The sequence below is a fragment of the Bradyrhizobium sp. UFLA05-112 genome, assembly GCF_053572325.1.
This window is the reverse complement of sequence record NZ_JBANBK010000049.1, coordinates 21,891-39,828: the sequence shown is the minus strand read 5'-3', so window position 1 is coordinate 39,828 and position 17,938 is coordinate 21,891. Positions and strand designations below refer to the sequence as shown.

The following is a 17,938-nucleotide window of genomic DNA, read 5'->3' as shown; positions in this document are numbered from 1 at the left end:
GCTGATGGAGCAGGGGGCGGAAGATGTACCGGTCATTTATCTCCACGAGATAAAGCGGCAGTACGTGCAGGGCGAGAACGTGCTGACCATCCTGGACGGCGCCAAGCTCGCGCTGTGGGCTGGACAGTCGGTGGCGCTGGTGGCGCCGTCAGGTTCTGGCAAGTCGACGCTGCTGCACATCGCAGGGCTGCTGGAGGCGCCCGATTCCGGCGAGGTCTATGTCGGGGGCACCCCGACCTCGCAACTGCCCGACATCGAGCGCACGCAGCTTCGCCGCACCGAGATCGGCTTCGTCTACCAGTCGCACCGGCTGCTGCCGGAGTTCTCGGCATTGGAGAACGTCATGCTGCCGCAGATGATCCGCGGCCTGAAGCGATCCGAGAGCGTCAAGCGCGCCAAGGATATCTTGTCCTATCTCGGCCTCGGCGACCGTATCACCCATCGTCCCGCCGAGCTGTCGGGCGGCGAGCAGCAGCGCGTCGCGATTGCTCGCGCCGTCGCCAACGCGCCACGGGTGCTGTTTGCGGACGAGCCGACCGGCAACCTCGATCCCGGCACCGCCGAGCATGTGTTCCAGGCCTTGATGCAGCTGGTCAAGGCAACGCAGGTCTCGATGCTGATCGCGACCCACAACATGGAGCTCGCCGGCCGCATGGACCGGCGGGTGTCGCTTTCCAACGGCCAGGTGGTCGAGCTCGACTAAAATCTCGAAAACAACCCCATGCAAAGTAGCCGGCGACCGCTGGCGAGATCTTCGTATTTTACGAAATCTGTTGGCGCGTCGGGCAAATCACCGGGCAAGATGCCATCCTCGCAGCATGTGGGACGGCCTACGGCTGGATCACCGTCATCTTGAACGGACCGGCATGGGCTGCAGCGTGCGCGACGGCCTCGTTGGCGTGATCGAGATCGAACGCCGTCGTCTCATACTGATCGAGGCGCAGCAGCCCGGCGCGCACGAGCGCGATCAGGCGGACCGCCGCATCCGGCGGATACATCCAGACGCCATGGATGGTGATGCAATTGCGCATGATCCAGGGGTAGGGCAGTTCGAGCCCAGGTCCGCCGGCCATGCCGACGCCCCCCATCAGCACGACGCGGCCGTAGGCGCGCACCGCCATGATCGCAGCGCGCACCACCGTGGGGCTGACCGAGGGCGGCATGATGTCGAACACGCAATCGATCGGCCCGGCGGCGCGCTTCATCTGCTCGCGGTCGTCGCTCTCGTTGCCCGAGAGTTTTAAGGGCCTGACGCGCGGGCCGAAGCGCCGAACGAGATCGGCGAGGATCGTCTCGTTGCGCCCCGGCGCCACGACGCTGGCTGCGCCCATCGCAAGCGCCACCGCCACGGCGGCGCTGCCGAAATTGCCGGTGGCGCCGCTGACCAGTACGGTTTCGCCAGGCTGGAGCTTAGCGGCGAGGAAGCCGCCATAGGGCACGAGCATGGTGCCGATCGCGCACCATTGCGCGGCTTCAGCGGAGGTGATCGCGCCAAGCCGCTTCACGTTTTCCGTCGGCACTCGCATCTGCTCGGCGAACGAGCCATGACGGAAGTGCTTCTGCAGCTTCATGCCGCCTTCGTCGCGGGCGCTCAGCGCCTGCAATGTGATGTCGGGCGACAGTGCATCGTCGCGCGAACGCACGGTCGGATCGCAGAATACCCAGTCGTCGACGGCGAGTTTCGTCGCATCCGGCCCGATGGCGCGGACCCGGCCGATCCCGCCGGGACCGGGGATCACGGGAAGATCCAGGGCGTAGTTGCGCGCGCCGCTGAAGACCTCGTTCAGATAGGGCAGCACGCGGGTGGCGACGACGTCGACGATGACCTCGCCCGTGCCGAGCACGGGAACGGGAACATCTTCGATCGCGAGCGGTGTTCCCAGGGATTTGAGGACGGCGGCCTTCATGATGTTCACCTCTTATTCGAGCTGAAGCAGGAATATGCGTCCGCCTTGAAAGCGCATGAAGGCCTGGTATTATCCTAGTATCAAGACGACCCTCCCTGAGCCGGAAGCAAGATTATGGCCGATCCCCGACGTGTCGAATTCGGTGACTTCCTGCGCTCACGCCGCGAGAAGCTGACGCCGAAATCCGTTGGCCTCCCGATCGGCCGCCGCCGGCGCACGGCGGGGCTGCGGCGCGAGGAGGTGGCGCAGCTCGCAGGGATCGGCGTCGACTGGTACATCCGCCTCGAGCAGGGGCGCACAGTAAGCCCGTCGGTCACCACCATCGATGCGCTGGCCCGCGCGCTGCGCCTTTCCAGGACCGAGCATGCGCATCTGAAGGCGCTGGCGCGCGACGGCGCGAGGGGTGCGTTCACGCGCGAGGTCGTGCCGCCGCCGATCCTGCGGCTGATCGAGAGCCTGAACCAGCCGGCCTACATTGTTGGACGGCGCTGGGACGTGCTGGCGTGGAACGACGCCGCCGAGGAGGTCTTTGCGTTCGGGAAGCTAGCGGAGGAAGATCGCAACACGATGCTTCTCATGATGACCAACAAGCAGACGCGAAAGGCTTACGGTGCGAGCTGGGCGGAAGTGGCAAAACGCATGGTGGCGATGTTTCGCGCAACACATGACGTATGGGCGGGCGATCCCGCGTTTGTCGCGTTGCTGACGCGGCTGCGGCAGGGCAGTCCGGAATTCGTCAAATGGTGGGAAGCGCACGAGATCCGCAGCACCGCCTCGGGCCTCAAGACCATGTCTCATCCCACCCTGGGCGTGCTTCATTTCGAGCACACGAGTTTTCAGGCCAATGACGATCCGGCGTTGAAGCTCGTCATCTACACGCCGGTGTGAGCGCGTAAGCGCAAGGGCCAAGCGTCAGATTTCGAGAGCCGAACGGAAATGTTGCGATCAGCCTGAAGACAAGCTCCGGCAAGGGCTTGTTCCCGGTTCTGTGGGCCGAAGGAAGCCTATTTCGACAAGTCGTGGCAACTCGACGATATCGTGCAGGTGAGTGAGACAGTCGGGCGCCAGTGACGAGGTTGATCTAGATCAACCGCCGTCGCGCCGTCCGATTCAAGCTGCGCATTGCTACGCCTGCATCCAAGCCTTGCTTGGAGCGCGGCGTGTCTCTCGTTTCGACTTGTGTCGGCTCCTCAGGAAAACTTGAGCACCGGGAGGACAGCATGAAGACGAACGTCGCAATCAATCGTCGGAAGTTCCTGCTTGGAAGCACAGCACTCGTCACCACATCTGCAGTCGCCACGCGACCTGAGCCTTCGCAAGCGCAGGGCCCGCTGAAGGAGTACAAACCCGGGCAGGCGTTTTCCGGTGTGATCGGCCGAACCTTTGACGTATCCAAACCGGCATGGCCAGCGCCCGTCCGGGCGCGGGAGGGCGCGCCGAACGTGCTGTTCATCGTTCTCGATGACACCGGCTTCGGGCACATCGGTTGTTTCGGGAGCCCGATCAACACACCCAATCTGGATGCACTCGGCGCTGATGGGCTGCGCTACAACAATATGCATACCACCGCACTGTGTTCGCCATCGCGTTCCTGCTTCCTGACGGGGCGCAATCACCATTCGAATGGGATGGCATGCATCACTGAAGGCTCGGAGGGCTTTCCGGGAGCCAATGGACAGATCCCGTTCGAGAACGGCTTTCTGTCGGAAATCCTTCAGCAGAACGGCTACAATACCTATTGCCTCGGCAAATGGCATCTGACGCCGGCCGAACAGACTTCAGCGGCCGGCCCTTACGACCGCTGGCCTCTCGGCCGTGGATTCGAGCGCTACTATGGATTCCTCGGCGGGGATACACATCAGTACTACCCGGAGCTAGTGCGGGATAACAGCCAGACGGAGCCAGAGAAGACGCCGGAGGAGGGGTACCACCTCACGCCCGACCTCGTCAGCAAGGCGAAGGGCATGATTGCGGACTCCAAACAGGTGGCGCCCAACAAGCCGTTCTTCATGTACTTCGCCACGGGAGCCATGCACGCGCCGCATCATGTTCCGAAGGAGTGGGCCGACAAGTACAAGGGCAAGTTTGACGCAGGTTGGGATGCCTATCGCAAGCAGGTTTTCGAGAAACAGAAGGCGCTTGGGATCATACCGTCGAACACGGCTCTGTCGCGACACGATCCAGACGTGCAGGACTGGGACAAGCTGCCGTCCGATGAGCGCCGCCTCTACGCCCGAATGATGGAAGTGTTCGCAGGATATCTGGAGCACACCGACCACTACATCGGCGAGCTGATCACCTTCCTCAAGGACATGGGCGAATACGACAACACGCTCATCATGGTGGTTTCAGACAACGGCGCAAGCGCCGAGGGCGGCCCGCACGGCTCGGTGAACGAAGGCAAGTTCTTCAACAACGTGCCGGACGACCTGCAGCAGAATCTCGCGGCGATCGACGACCTGGGCGGCCCGAAATACTTCAATCATTACGCCTGGGGCTGGACACATGCCGGCAACACGCCGTTCCGGCGCTGGAAGCGGGAAACCTACCGCGGCGGCGTCTCCGACCCGTTCATGATCATCTGGCCGAAAGGCATCAAGTCCAAGAGTGAGATACGCACGCAGTATTGTCATGCCATTGATATGGTGCCGACGGTGCTGGACGCGCTCGGCATCGAGCCGCCGGTCCAAATTCGCGGCGTTACGCAGTCACCCCTGCAGGGCTTCAGCCTCACGTCGTCGTTTGACGATGCAAACGCGGCGCCGCTGCACTTCACGCAGTACTTCGAGATGTTCGGCCATCGCTCACTCTACCACGACGGCTGGCGCGCAGTCTGTCCATGGCCGGGTACGTCGTTCACCGAGTCCGGCCGGACGTTTGGCGCAGCCATCGACTACGCCAAGCTGATCGAACTCGATGCCAAGGGTTGGGAGCTTTACAATCTCAAGGAGGATTTTGCGGAAACCAACAATCTCGCTGACAAGGAGCGCGACAGACTGATCGCGATGATCGGCATGTGGTACGTCGAGGCCGGCAAATACGACGTCCTGCCGGTCGACAGTCGCGGTACGTCGCGGCTCGGCGATCCACGGCCGCAGATCGCGGCCAATCGCAAACGTTATTTGTATTATCCGGGCACCCAAATGGTGCCCAGCAACGCAGCGCCTTACCTGATCAATGTTGCACATTCGATCTCGGTGCACGCCAACGTGCCGAGGGGCGGAGCGGAAGGTGTGCTGCTCTCGATGGGCGGCTGCGATGGCGGCTTCGTCTTCTACGTCCAGAATGGCAAGCTGACCTACGGCTACAACTACGTCGCCGATCAGCGTTTCAAGGTGCAGTCGGACACAGCTATCCCCGAAGGCGATCACATCTTCAGCTTTGAGTTCACACCGACAGGCAAGGCGGACATCCCAAAGGGCAGGGGCGTACCGGCGAGCATCAAGCTGTTTGTCGACGGCAATCCCATCGGCAACGGCGATTTGCCCGTCACCATACCGTTGTCGTTGGGCTTGGCGGCTGGCGTTTGTGTCGGCGCCGATGCCGGTTCGCCGGTGATGGATACGGACTACAAGGCGCCATTCCCGTTCACCGGGACGGTGAAGAAAGCTCTCGTGGATGTAACCGGTGAATCCGTCGAGGACATGGCTGCGAAGATGAGGATGTACCTGGCCCGCCAATGAGTGGTCTCACCCTGTAGCGAGGTCCGTTCATTGCCCATCTGAGACCCTGCGGCGGTTACTAAAGGTGTCAGCTCACCGGGGCTGACCTGAAGCAATCGCGGGACGCGATTGTGGCAATGACGATTCGGCCTTGCAGCTCGTCATCTGCGCGCCGGTCTACGCCGTTGATTTAGATCAAACGAGACCGATGCGTTGCAGCGATACTTGCGACGAGCGCCGGACAAAGCAGCGGGTTTTCAGGATGTGGGAACAAATTCGCGCCGTCTGGCGGGCATCGTCCGTTTTCATTGTCGGGCTGGCCGTGATTTTCGGCGGGATCTATCTGGTCGGACACCTGTCTTCATCGACGAATACGCCATCTGCCGCAGCCCCCACCTCCGATCAAGCCGCCTCGTCGGATCAAGGTCGCAATCGGGGCCAGCCGGCCGTCGCCTCGACCGAGACCCCGCCACAAGGCGGCAGCGCGAAGCAACCTGCGCAGCAGCTCGCTCAATCAGGCAAGGCGCCTGCTCAGCCGCCGGTCGATCAGAACAATCCCGCACCGACACCAAAGCCGTCGGCGAACGCAGCCGCGACATCTCCGGCCGCTGCTGCCTCGCCGTCCGCTGATGACCACAGGGCGGCGAACATCCAGCCCCCAAGCGCAACGCCGTCGCTGCCCGCCGCCCCGTCACCATCCGCTCATGACCATATGGCACAGGGCAACACGCCGCAGGCGAGCGCAACGACCGGACAATCACCTGCGGCACCAGCCTCCAACGCTCCGCCGCCCGCGTCCAATGCTGTAACGGCCGCCTCGAATGCCGCGCCGGGCATCGGCGATGCTACGGCAGGTCGTCTGGTCTTCAGGAAGTGCCAGGCGTGTCATTCCACCGAGCCCGGCAAAAACATGCTCGGCCCGTCGCTGGCCGGCGTCATCGGCCGCAAGGCCGGTACGGAGGCTGGTTACAACTATTCGCCCGCGATGAAATCGGCTGACATCGTGTGGAGTGTGCAGACGCTCGACCAATATCTGGCCGATCCGGCGAAGGTCGTGCCGGGCAACAAGATGCCGTTCCCCGGCCTCAAGACCGATCATGACCGGGCCGACGTCATCGCATATCTCGCGGGCGGCACGCAGCCCGCGGCCACCGCCGCTCAGCAGCCTTCGCAGGCTACGCCGCCGCCCACGCCACAGCCGGCCCAGACACAGGCGGCGCAAGCCGCGCCAGGTCCCTCCGTCACCTACATTCCCGACGCGCGATACACCTTGCGTTCGGGGATCGCCGAAGGGCGAATGGTCTATATCGGTGAGGGCGGCGAGATCGACGGCAAGGTCAATCCGGTCTTGACTGCCGTCGAGGGACAGGTGGTTCAACTCACTCTGATCAATGGCGAAGGGGCGCAGCACGATATCGCCTTTCCCGACCAGAACACCACCTCGCCACGCGTCACCGGAAAGGGTGCAAGCACGACGATCGCATTCCGCGCCGATAAGTCCGGGGACTTCGTTTATTTCTGCAGCGTGCCCGGCCATCGGCAAGCCGGAATGGAAGGTCAATTCCTGGTTACCCCGCGCCCGCCGCCTCAGGCGGTGGTGGAAGCCGATATTTCACGCGAGCCCGCCGACGTGCCGCCGCCGATCGGCAAACGCGATCCGCAAACCGTGCGTGTCGACCTCTTGAGCGTCGAGCTCGAAGGCCGGCTCGCGGAAGGAACGACGTTCGGCTACTGGACCTTCAACGGCAAGGTGCCGGGCCCGATGATCCGGGTGCGCGTCGGCGACACCATCGACATTCATCTGAAGAATTCCAGCGACAGCTCGATGATCCATTCGGTCGATTTCCACGCCGCGACGGGCCCGGGCGGCGGTGCGGCCGCTCTCCAGGTCGATCCCGGCCAGGAGAAAGCAATGACATGGAAGGCGCTGGTGCCGGGCCTCTACGTCTATCACTGCGCCACCCCAATGGTCGCCGAGCATATTGCAAACGGCATGTACGGCATGATTCTCGTGGAGCCTGAAGGCGGCCTGCCGCCGGTGGATCACGAGTTCTATGTCATGCAGGGCGAAATCTATTCCGACATGCCCTTCGGCCAGCGTGGAAGCGCAGAGTTCAGCGTGGAGAAGCTTCTGAACGAACGTCCCGAATACTTCGTCTTCAACGGCTCAGTCGGAGCGCTGTCCAAGCTCCACCCACTGCACGCCAAGGTCGGCGAAACCGTGCGCATTTTCTTCGGCGTCGGCGGACCGAACTACACATCCTCATTCCATGTCATCGGGGAGATACTCGACAAGGTCTACACGTTTGGCGGACTTCAAAGCCCGCCGCATGAGGGAATCCAGACCGTCACCGTGGCGCCGGGCGGCGCGGTTGTCGTTGACTTCAAGCTGGAAGTGCCGGGCAATTACACGCTGGTCGATCATGCGCTTTCACGATTGGAGCGTGGGCTGTCGGGCATCCTGAGCGTGGAGGGTCCCCCGAACCCCGAAATCTTCAACGGCAAGGTGATGCCAGGCATGGGGCACTGACCACGCCTCCGGTGCAGAAATCGAACGATGGGATCTATACGACGTCACCCCGCTCTCGAGCACGGGATTTTTTTCAGGCCAAGGATCATCCCGCTTAGCAGCGAGCCGCATTGTGGAACAGCGCTCGCGAAATTGTGGCGACAATACGGAGACAAAAATATCGATTGTCATACTCGTGTTCACACCAAGATGTGAACACTCCTCCGCGAGCGGAGACTCAGCAGATTGACGCTGGAACCACTGCAAAAATAGAACCCAAATGAGTTCCAGGCGCGTGCGAGAAACATTCATTTACCTCGCGGGGCCTTTCGATAGGACTGTGGCGTCGCGGTTACAGCAATTCCGTCGATGGCTGATAAGAGGTGCCCATGGCCCGGGGGCCTACTGAAGAAACTGGAACGGGAATCAAATGAAGAAGAGTTTGTTGCTTGTCACTGCTAGCCTCGTTGCGCTCAGCGCGGCTGCGCCGGCGGTGGCTGCTGACCTCGCAGCACGGCCTTATACGAAGGCGCCGCCTGCGGCGATCGCCGCGGTCTACGACTGGAGCGGCTTCTACATCGGTATCAACGGCGGCGGTGGTTCGGCTCACACGACCTGGGATTTCGTCGGCACGGGCACTGAAGGTTCGCACAACGCGACCGGCGGTACCGTCGGTGGTCAGATCGGCTATCGCTGGCAGACCGGGCAGTGGGTGTTCGGCGTCGAAGGCCAGGGCAACTGGGCCGACTTCTCCGGCGACAACGTCAGCCTGCTGTTCGCGGATCGCAACCGCAGCCGTATCGATTCGTTCGGTCTGATCACCGGTCAGGTCGGCTACGCCTGGAACAACGTGCTCGTTTACGTGAAGGGCGGCGCGGCCGTGGTCGGCGACAAGTTCGACGTCTACAGCACTGCCACCGGCGCGCTGCTTGCCTCGACCAGCCAGACCCGTTGGGGTGGCACGGTCGGTGCCGGCCTCGAAGTCGGCTTCGCTCCGAACTGGTCGGTTGGCGTCGAGTACAACCACATCTTCCTGCAGGACAAGGACGTCACCTTCACGGGTCTCGTGGGTACCGACCGCATCCGTCAGGACGTCGACATGGGTCTCGTCCGCCTGAACTACAAGTTCGGCGGCCCGATCATCGCGAAGTACTGATATTAGGTACCGACAGGATCGCTCCACTGGAGCGGTCGCGAAAGCCCCGGCCTTGCGCCGGGGCTTTTTTGCTTCGAGAATTCATCGAGTTAACCATTGAGTGCAAAGCCGGGTCGCGAGCCCCGTCGCGCAGCTTGACTCTTAGAACAAAAATAGAACAATGTTCTCTCTATGTTCTGGCGAGGGAGCAAGGCCATGTTGAAGATCTTCGTGGAAGAAGCCGCTGCACTGGCATCGATCACGCTGTTCGTCGGGATGATCGCGATCTGGGCGCAAGTCATCCCTCAGCTCTGATTCCCCAGCTCTGAGCGGGGACCGGCGGCCGCTTGTTGAAAAGCGGGACGGCGCTAGGAATGTGCGCCCGCGCCATGGACTCTCCGTAGACTCTTGGCGGCCGAGGCACCACCATTGTCGGGCGAGTCGGGCCAACGGAGCGCGCATCCTGCGCCCAGGTCCGGCTGGTGTCCCCACGATGTTGAAAGGCCGTAAGCGACCATGCCGAGCGCCGGATTTGTCCATCTTCACGTTCACTCGGCCTATTCGCTGCTCAAGGGTTCGATCAAGATCGCCAAGCTCGCGGAGCTTGCGAAAAAGGACCATCAGCCGGCGCTGGCGCTGACCGACACCGACAACATGTTCGGTGCGCTGGAGTTCTCCGACAAGATGGCGGGCTCGGGCGTCCAGCCGATCGTCGGCTGCGAGCTCGCGATCGATTTCGGCGACCAGGATCCGAATGCGCGCAATGCGATTCTGCCCTCGCGGGTCGTGCTGCTGGCCGCGCAGGAGCGCGGCTATCGCAGCCTGATGCGGCTGAACTCGCGCGCGTTCCTCGAGACTCCCGACAGCCACGCGCCGTTCATCAAGTTCGATTGGCTTGACGGCGAGACCGACGGCTTGATCGCGCTCACGGGCGGTCCAGACGGGCCGATCTCGCTTGCGCTCGCGGCCGGCCACGCGGAGCTCGCGGCCACGCGCTGTGAGCGACTCGCCGGTCTGTTCGGCGACCGCCTCTACATCGAATTGCAGCGTCATGGCATCGACAAGGAACGCCGCATCGAGAGCGGGCTGATCGACATTGCCTATACGAAAGGCCTGCCGCTGGTTGCGACCAACGAGCCGTACTTCGCTTCGACCGACGATTACGAGGCTCACGATGCGCTGCTCTGCATCGCCGGCGGGCGGCTGATCGCCGAGACCGAGCGCGAGCAACTCACGCCCGATCACCGCTTCAAGACGCGCGCCGAGATGGCGGTGCTGTTCGCCGACATTCCGGAAGCGCTGGCCTCGACGATCGAGATCGCCGAACGCTGCTCGTTCCGACCGATGACGCGCAAGCCGATCCTGCCGTTCTTCACCGTCGGCGCCGCAGGCAGCTCCGATGCGGCCGCGGTCGAGGCGGGCGAATTGCAGCGGCAGGCGGAGGAGGGGCTTGCCAACCGCCTGCGCGTGCACGGCCTGTCGCAGGGCACGACCGAGGAGGACTACAACAAGCGGCTCGCCTTCGAGCTCGACGTCATCACCCGCATGAAATATGCGGGCTACTTCCTGATCGTCTCCGACTTCATCAAATGGGCGAAGTCGCAGGGCATTCCGGTCGGGCCGGGCCGCGGCTCCGGCGCAGGCTCGCTGGTCGCCTGGGCCTTGACCATCACTGATCTCGATCCGATCAAGTTCGGGCTGCTGTTCGAGCGCTTCCTCAATCCCGAGCGCGTCTCGATGCCGGACTTCGACATCGACTTCTGCCAGGACCGCCGCGGCGAGGTAATCAAGTACGTCCAGGAACGCTACGGCCGCGATCAGGTCGCCCAAATCATCACCTTCGGCACCCTGCAAGCGCGCGGCGTGCTGCGCGACGTCGGGCGCGTGCTGCAAATGCCCTATGGGCAGGTCGACAAGCTGACCAAGCTGGTTCCGCAGAATCCGGCCGCACCGGTGACGCTGGCCGCCGCGATCGAGAGCGAGCCAAAGCTCCAGGCGTTTCGCGATGAAGACCCGGTGGTGGCGCGCGCCTTCGACATTGCCCAGCGCCTCGAGGGCCTGACGCGCCACGCCTCGACGCACGCGGCCGGCATCGTGATCGGCGATCGCCCCCTGAGCGAGCTCGTGCCGATGTATCGCGATCCCAAGTCCGACATGCCGGTGACCCAGTTCAACATGAAATGGGTCGAGCCCGCGGGCCTCGTGAAGTTCGACTTCCTCGGCCTGAAGACGCTGACGGTCCTCGACGTCGCGTGCAAACTGCTCAAGCCGCGCGACATCCATGTCGATCTCGCGACGCTGCCGATCGACGATGCCGAGAGCTACCAGATGCTGGCCCGCGGCGAGGTGGTCGGCGTGTTCCAGGTTGAAAGCCAGGGCATGCGGCGCGCGCTGGTCGACATGCGCCCCGACCGCTTCGAGGACATCATCGCGCTGGTCGCGCTCTATCGTCCGGGCCCGATGGCGAACATCCCGACCTATTGCTCGCGCAAGCACGGCGACGAGGAGCCGGAATATCTCCACCCCGTCCTCGAGCCGATCCTCAAAGAGACGTTCGGCGTCATCATCTACCAGGAACAGGTGATGCAGATCGCGCAGGTGATGTCGGGCTATTCGCTCGGCGACGCCGACCTCCTGCGCCGCGCGATGGGCAAGAAGATCCGCGCCGAGATGGACAAGCAGCGCGATATCTTCGTCGCCGGCGCGGTGAAGAACGGCGTGCCGAAAGCGCAGGCCGAGACGATCTTCGAGCTGCTCGCCAAATTCGCCGACTACGGCTTCAACAAGAGCCACGCGGCAGCCTATGCGCTGGTGTCCTACCACACCGCCTACATGAAGGCGCATTATCCGGTGGAGTTCATCGCGGCGTCGATGACGCTCGACCTCAACAACACCGACAAGCTGTCCGAATTTCGCTCCGAGGCGCAGCGCCTCGGCATCAAGGTCGAGCCGCCGAACGTCAACCGCTCAGGGGCGACCTTCGAGGTCGGCGAGAAGACCATCTACTACGCGCTCGCAGCGCTCAAGGGCGTCGGCCTTCAGGCCGTCGAGCAGATCATCGAGGAGCGCACCAAGAACGGCCCGTTCACGTCACTCGCCGATTTCGCCGCGCGCGTGTTGCCGCGCGCGATCAACAAGCGCATTATCGAAAGTCTCGCCGCCGCCGGCGCCTTCGACACGCTGGAGCCGAACCGCGCCCGCGTCTTTGCCGGTGCGGATGCGATCCTCGCCGCCTGCCAGCGTGCGCATGAGGCCGCGACCATCGGGCAGAACGACATGTTCGGAGGTGCGTCGGATGCGCCTACCATCATGCTGCCGCAGATCGAGGCCTGGTTGCCGGCCGAGCGGCTGCGGCGCGAATATGATGCGATCGGTTTCTTCCTGTCGGGGCATCCGCTCGACGATTACGCGACGGTGCTCAAACGCCTGCGCGTGCAGAGCTGGGCGGAGTTTTCGCGCGCCGTCAAAACCGGCGCAACCGCCGGCAAGGTCGCCGCCACCGTGGTGTCGCGCATGGAGCGGCGCACCAAGACCGGCAACAAGATGGGCATCATGGGACTTTCTGATCCCACGGGCCACTTTGAGGCGGTGCTGTTCTCCGAAGGGCTCGCGCAATATCGCGACGTGCTTGAGCCGGGCGCCGCGGTGCTGTTGCAGCTCGGCGCTGAATTGCAGGGCGAGGACGTGCGCGCGCGTGTGCTGCACGCCGAGCCGCTCGATGACGCCGCCGCCAAGACGCAGAAGGGGCTGCGTATCTTCCTGCGCGACACCAAGCCGCTGGAATCGATCGCGCGTCGGCTTGCAGGTCCGGACGCCGCGCCATCGAATGGCGGCGCGCCGAAGGTCGGCATCGCGCAGCGCTCCAACGGCGACGGCGAGGTCTCGCTGGTGATGATGCTCGACCTCGAAACCGAGGTGGAAATGAAGCTGCCCGGCCGCTTCAAGGTCTCGCCGCAAATCGCAGGCGCGATCAAGGCGGTCGCGGGTGTCGTCGACGTGCAGCAATTGTAGCATCCGTCGCCGCCGATCGAGCCCGGCGGCGCCGGTCCATGATTTTGTCGGCGGCGAAGCGTCGCTGTCACTCGTGTCCTGTACTGTTCATGCAGGTCTGGACTGAGATGGTAGGGGGAAAGACATGTGCGACAAATGCTCTGACAAATTGCATCATCTGCTCGTGCCCTCGCGACGCTCGATGATGCTGTTCGCCGCTTCGGCATTGATGTTCGGTTCGACGGCCTTCGCCAAAGAAACGAAAACGCCGCCCAAGCCGCAGAACGTGGTGACACCCGATGCTGCGCTGAAGCGGTTGATGGAGGGTAATGCGCGCTATGTCGACGGTGTGGCGCGGCGCCATGACTTCAAGCATGAGCGAGGAGCTCTCGCCGCGGGGCAGAATCCATATGCGGCGATCCTGAGCTGCGCGGACTCGCGCATTGCGCCGGAATACGCTTTCGACACCGGTCGTGGCGATCTCTTCGTCTGTCGCGTGGCCGGCAATTTTGCCGGCAACGAGACGATCGCGAGCCTTGAATATGCCGTGGCCGTGTTGAGTACGCCGCTGATCCTGGTTCTCGGCCACGACAGTTGCGGCGCCGTCGATGCGACGCTGAAAGCGCTCAAGGACAACAAGTCGCCGCCGGGACACATTCCGTCGCTCGTCGAGGCGATCGCGCCGGCTGCCAAGGCGGCCATGCAGCAGGGCGCAGATGCGCTCGACGCGGCGATCCGGCAAAACGTGATCGACAACGTGGCCAAGCTGAAGTCAGCGGCGCCGATCCTCAATGCGGCGGCCGAGCAGGGCAAGCTCAAGGTCGTCGGCGGCATCTATCGGCTGGCCACGGGCACCGTCGACCTGATCTCCCAGGGGTAGGGGGTCAAGATCAGGATCGTGCGGCCGGAATTTTTGCGATCGCGAACCTGACATGGAGCTGACGGGCGACGGCCAGCGGCCATTCCGTCGCCTCAATCCAAGCGTTTTTCGTTCAAACGCCATTCAGCCAGCCGCGCGTCTCATGTGCGGTGGCAAGCTCAACAACAATAGCGGGCGCGAAAGCCATGCGTGGGACACGACAATCTTTCCTTGGATCTTTCCTCGGTTTGCTTCTTCCGAGCCTGCTGTTCGCGGCAGGCGGACTGTTCGATCCTGCCTACGCCCAGCAGCAGGAGAAGCGTATCGCGCTGGTGGTCGGCAATGGCGCCTATGCGAAGTCTCCGCTGGCAACGACCGCCAATGATGCCGGCCTGATCGCACAGACGCTTCAGGCCGCCGGCTTCGACGTGGTCGGCGCCCGCGACCTCGACGGCGACACGCTGCGCAAGAGCTTTCGCGATTTTCTTCAGAAGGCCCAGACATCGGGACCCGGCACCGTCGCGATGATCTATCTCGCCGGCTATGGCGTGCAGCTCGCCGGCGAGAACTACTTCATCCCGGTCGATTCCAACATCGCGCGCGATACCGACGTTCCGACCGAGGCGCTCCGCATCAGCGACTACGTCCGCCAACTCGCCGCGCTGCCGCTGAAGGCGAACATCGTCGTGCTCGATGCGGCCCGGGCGCAGCCCTTCATCGAGGGCGGGCAACCGATCGCAAGCGGGCTCGCGCTGGTCGAGCCCGACGCGAACATGCTGATCGCCTACAACGCCGCGCCCGGCACCGTGGCGCCGGAAGAGCCGGGGCCCTACGGCGTCTACGCCCAGTCGCTCGCCGAGATGATCCGCACCGGGGGCCTGTCGCTGCCTGAGGTCTTCGACCGCGTGCGCCTGCGCGTCAACGACGCCAGCAAGGGCGCTCAGGTGCCCTGGGACGATCAGAAGATCAGCGCGCAATTCTCGTTCTTCGAGCGCGGACCTGACGCACCGCCGCCGCAGGCCACGCCCGATCAGGTCGCTGCGATCCGCAACAAGCCGATCCGCGATCTCGGCGTGCAGGACGCCTACGCGGCGGCGCTCGAGCGCGACACGCTGCCGGCCTATGAGGAATTCCTCTCCGCCTATCCCGGTGATCCCATGGCCAAGCGGGTGATCGCGATTGTTGCAGCGCGCCGCGAGGCGATCACCTGGCGGCGGACCTATCGCGCCGACACGCCGGACGCTTACTGGTCCTATCTGCGCCGCTATCCGCGCGGGCCGCATGCTGGCGACGCACGGCGCAGGCTGGCGATCCTGACCGCGCCGCTCGAGCCGCCGCCGAGCTTTGCCATGATGGATTACGGCCTGCCGCCGCCGCCGCCGGAGGAGGTGGTCTATGTCGATCGCCCCGTGCTGCTGTTCAGCGATCCCGTGTTCGGCTTCGTGCCGCCGCCGCCGCCCCCGGTCTATTTCTGCCCGCCGCCGCCACCGGATTTCATCGTGCTGCCGCCGCCGCTGCCCGTGATCGGACTGTTCGTGCTACCACAGCCGATGTTCGTGCCGATCCCGGTGTTCGTGAGGCCGCCAATTTATGTCGCACCGCCGCCGAACAACATCATCTACCAGAACATCCACAACACCACGGTGATCAACACCGTCATCAACCGGCCTCCGGCAGCCGCGGCTGCGGGACTCGCGCCCGGCAGCTTGGCTCCGGCGGTCTCCGGCCGCGCATCACCCGCAGGCCCGGCGGTGCCGCAGGCCGTTGCGCAGCGCGCCGCCTTGATCCAGCAGGGCAAGCTGCCGATGCCGCAGAGCGCGACGATCACGCCCACCGCGAGACCGGGAACACCGGCTGCGACGCGGACCAATGTCGCGCCGGCCGTGGCCGCGCCGCCGAGCAGGTTGCCTGAGGCCAATACGCTTCCGGTCCCCGGCACCCATGGGGCGCCGCCGGCGCCCTCGGCTGCCCAGACGCCGAGTGGCAGGCTCGCGCCGACCGCGACGGCGCCGGCGAACGGCTCGCAAGCAGGCCATCCCAATGCGGCGACCGCAACGGCGCCGCCCACCACGACGCCTGCCGGAAATGCGGCCGTCGCGCCGGGCCAGTCGCAAAAGCCGCCGGTCGCTGGAACGCCGGCGACCACGCCTGCGGATAGCCGTGCAAAGTCGGCCATCCCTCAGCAGGGCACCACGGCTCCATCCGCGGCGGGGACAGGCGCCAAGCCTGCCGTCACAGCGGTGCATCCCACGGGTCGCGAGCCGCTGACACCGCAGAATCAGCGTGTGATCACCCCGCCGCCGCAGGCCGCCAAGCCAGCCGCGCCGCCACATCCTCAAGCCGTCGCGAAACCCGTGCCCTCGGCGGCGACGCCGCGGGCAGCCTCGGCGCCACCCCCGCGAGCCGCGCCTCCGCCCGTCGCCGCCGCCCGGCCGGCTCCGCCGCCAGCGGCTCGCCCGGCGCCGCCACCCCCGCCGCGGGTGGCCGCGGCTCCGCCGCCCCGTCCGGCCGCCTCACCGCGCCCGGCACCGGCCGCAGCGAAGAAATGCGCCCCCCACCAGCCAAAGTGCTAGGGGGCTTGGAACTACGGAAAAGGACTTGAAAAGGGCCTGAAAAAGGACTTGGGGCAGGGCGCCAAAACGCCCTCCAAAGGCCCTTATTTCCTTGCTTCTGGCCGAAATCGCGCTATATAGCGCGCCATCTCACACGGAAACATGGCTCAAAAGGCCGTCCGGTGGCAGCCGGGGCGAGAACGCTCCGTCTTGCTCACACGTTTCCGGAGGAACCAACCGGAGAATTATCACTATGGCGCTACCCGACTTCACCATGCGTCAGCTGCTCGAAGCTGGCGTGCACTTTGGTCACCAATCCCACCGCTGGAATCCGAAAATGGCGCCGTTCATTTTCGGGACCCGCAACAACATCCACATCGTCGACCTCGCGCAGACCGTGCCGATGCTGCACCAGGCCCTCCAGGCCGTCAGCGACACCGTCGCGAAGGGCGGCCGCATCCTGTTCGTCGGCACCAAGCGCCAGGCGCAGGACGGCGTTGCCGACGCGGCCAAGCGCTGCGCGCAGTACTTCGTCAATTCGCGCTGGCTCGGCGGCACGCTGACCAACTGGAAGACGATCTCGGCCTCGATCAAGCGCCTGCGTCATCTCGACGAGGTGCTGTCCGGCGGTGAAGCCAACTCCTACACCAAGAAGGAGCGCCTGACGCTCCAGCGCGAGCGCGACAAGCTCGACCGCTCGCTCGGTGGCATCAAGGACATGGGCGGCCTGCCCGACATGATCTTCGTGATCGACACCAACAAGGAAGACATCGCGATCCAGGAAGCCCAGCGGCTCAACATCCCGGTCGCGGCGATCGTCGACACCAATTCGGACCCCAAGGGCATCACCTATGTGGTGCCGGGCAATGACGACGCGGGCCGTGCGATCTCGCTCTATTGCGACCTGATTGCGCGCGCGGCGATCGACGGCATCTCGCGCGCCCAGGGCGATGCGGGCATCGATATCGGCGCTTCGGTCAAGCCGGCCGCTGAAGAGCTTCCGTCCACCAGCGGTTTCCAGGGCCTTGCAGGTCCGCGCGGCACCGCCGACGACCTCAAGAAGCTCCCGGGCGTGTCGGGTGCGATCGAGAAGAAGTTCAACGACCTCGGCATCTTCCACTACTGGCAGCTCGCCGAGCTCGATCACGCCACCGCGCACAAGATCGGCGAAGAGGTCGGTCTGCCCAGCCGTGCGGATGCCTGGGTGGCCAAGGCCAAGGCGCTCACCGCGGAAGCGGAATAACAGTCGAGGGGCGGCCGAATCGTTCCGGCCGCCATTTCAGTTGACGCGACGTCCTGTGATGGACCGCGGTGGGGCGAGACA

General features: G+C 64.3%; 10 protein-coding genes. 9 read left to right on the top strand and 1 reads right to left on the bottom strand.

Annotated features, from left to right (window positions below; translation table 11 throughout):
* The first annotated feature begins 1 nt into the window (after position 1).
* Positions 2 to 703: an ABC transporter ATP-binding protein gene (locus SO180_RS25830; protein WP_449381673.1), complete on the top strand. Its 702-nt coding sequence runs from the start codon at positions 2 to 4 to the stop codon at positions 701 to 703.
* A 127-nt stretch (positions 704 to 830) separates the two neighbouring features.
* On the opposite strand, the gene SO180_RS25825 is transcribed toward SO180_RS25830, so the two are convergent.
* A complete protein-coding gene (locus SO180_RS25825) occupies positions 831 to 1,907 on the bottom strand; it encodes a zinc-binding dehydrogenase (RefSeq protein WP_449381648.1) in 1,077 nt (358 codons plus the stop codon).
* Between the two features lie 114 nt (positions 1,908 to 2,021).
* Here SO180_RS25825 and SO180_RS25820 point away from each other — a divergent pair, with 114 nt between their 5' ends.
* The 8 genes from SO180_RS25820 (at position 2,022) to SO180_RS25785 (ending at position 17,857) form a co-directional block, all read left to right on the top strand.
* Entirely contained in the window at positions 2,022 to 2,795 is a 774-nt protein-coding gene (locus SO180_RS25820) for a helix-turn-helix transcriptional regulator (protein ID WP_449381647.1), read from the top strand.
* A gap of 332 nt (positions 2,796 to 3,127) precedes the next feature.
* A complete protein-coding gene (locus SO180_RS25815; protein WP_449381646.1) occupies positions 3,128 to 5,590 on the top strand; it encodes an arylsulfatase in 2,463 nt (820 codons plus the stop codon).
* Positions 5,591 to 5,831: 241 nt separating this feature from the next.
* Positions 5,832 to 8,099 (top strand): copper-containing nitrite reductase, encoded by a 2,268-nt coding sequence (gene nirK / locus SO180_RS25810; RefSeq protein WP_449381645.1) that lies wholly within the window; start codon positions 5,832 to 5,834, stop codon positions 8,097 to 8,099.
* Between the two features lie 409 nt (positions 8,100 to 8,508).
* On the top strand, positions 8,509 to 9,234 hold the full coding sequence (locus tag SO180_RS25805; protein ID WP_449381644.1) for an outer membrane protein: 726 nt from the start codon (positions 8,509 to 8,511) through the stop codon (positions 9,232 to 9,234).
* A 495-nt stretch (positions 9,235 to 9,729) separates the two neighbouring features.
* Positions 9,730 to 13,224: a DNA polymerase III subunit alpha gene (dnaE, locus tag SO180_RS25800; protein ID WP_449381643.1), complete on the top strand. Its 3,495-nt coding sequence runs from the start codon at positions 9,730 to 9,732 to the stop codon at positions 13,222 to 13,224.
* 124 nt (positions 13,225 to 13,348) lie between these two features.
* On the top strand, positions 13,349 to 14,083 hold the full coding sequence (locus SO180_RS25795) for a carbonic anhydrase (protein WP_449381642.1): 735 nt from the start codon (positions 13,349 to 13,351) through the stop codon (positions 14,081 to 14,083).
* Positions 14,084 to 14,268: 185 nt separating this feature from the next.
* The gene (locus tag SO180_RS25790) at positions 14,269 to 16,635 is read left to right on the top strand and encodes a caspase family protein (RefSeq protein ID WP_449381641.1); all 2,367 of its coding nucleotides are present in this window, start codon (positions 14,269 to 14,271) and stop codon (positions 16,633 to 16,635) included.
* 232 nt (positions 16,636 to 16,867) lie between these two features.
* On the top strand, positions 16,868 to 17,857 hold the full coding sequence (locus SO180_RS25785) for a 30S ribosomal protein S2 (RefSeq protein ID WP_027523852.1): 990 nt from the start codon (positions 16,868 to 16,870) through the stop codon (positions 17,855 to 17,857).
* Positions 17,858 to 17,938: the final 81 nt, after the last annotated feature.

Excerpts from the sequence above, each read along its gene's own strand:
- SO180_RS25825 (WP_449381648.1), bottom strand. The coding sequence starts at position 1,907 with ATGAAGGCCGCCGTCCTCAAATCCCTGGGAACACCGCTCGCGATCGAA.
- SO180_RS25790 (WP_449381641.1), top strand. The coding sequence starts at position 14,269 with ATGCGTGGGACACGACAATCTTTCCTTGGATCTTTCCTCGGTTTGCTT.
- SO180_RS25785 (WP_027523852.1), top strand. The coding sequence starts at position 16,868 with ATGGCGCTACCCGACTTCACCATGCGTCAGCTGCTCGAAGCTGGCGTG.
- SO180_RS25805 (WP_449381644.1), top strand. The coding sequence starts at position 8,509 with ATGAAGAAGAGTTTGTTGCTTGTCACTGCTAGCCTCGTTGCGCTCAGC.
- dnaE (WP_449381643.1), top strand. The coding sequence starts at position 9,730 with ATGCCGAGCGCCGGATTTGTCCATCTTCACGTTCACTCGGCCTATTCG.
- SO180_RS25815 (WP_449381646.1), top strand. The coding sequence starts at position 3,128 with ATGAAGACGAACGTCGCAATCAATCGTCGGAAGTTCCTGCTTGGAAGC.
- nirK (WP_449381645.1), top strand. The coding sequence starts at position 5,832 with ATGTGGGAACAAATTCGCGCCGTCTGGCGGGCATCGTCCGTTTTCATT.
- SO180_RS25820 (WP_449381647.1), top strand. The coding sequence starts at position 2,022 with ATGGCCGATCCCCGACGTGTCGAATTCGGTGACTTCCTGCGCTCACGC.
- SO180_RS25795 (WP_449381642.1), top strand. The coding sequence starts at position 13,349 with ATGTGCGACAAATGCTCTGACAAATTGCATCATCTGCTCGTGCCCTCG.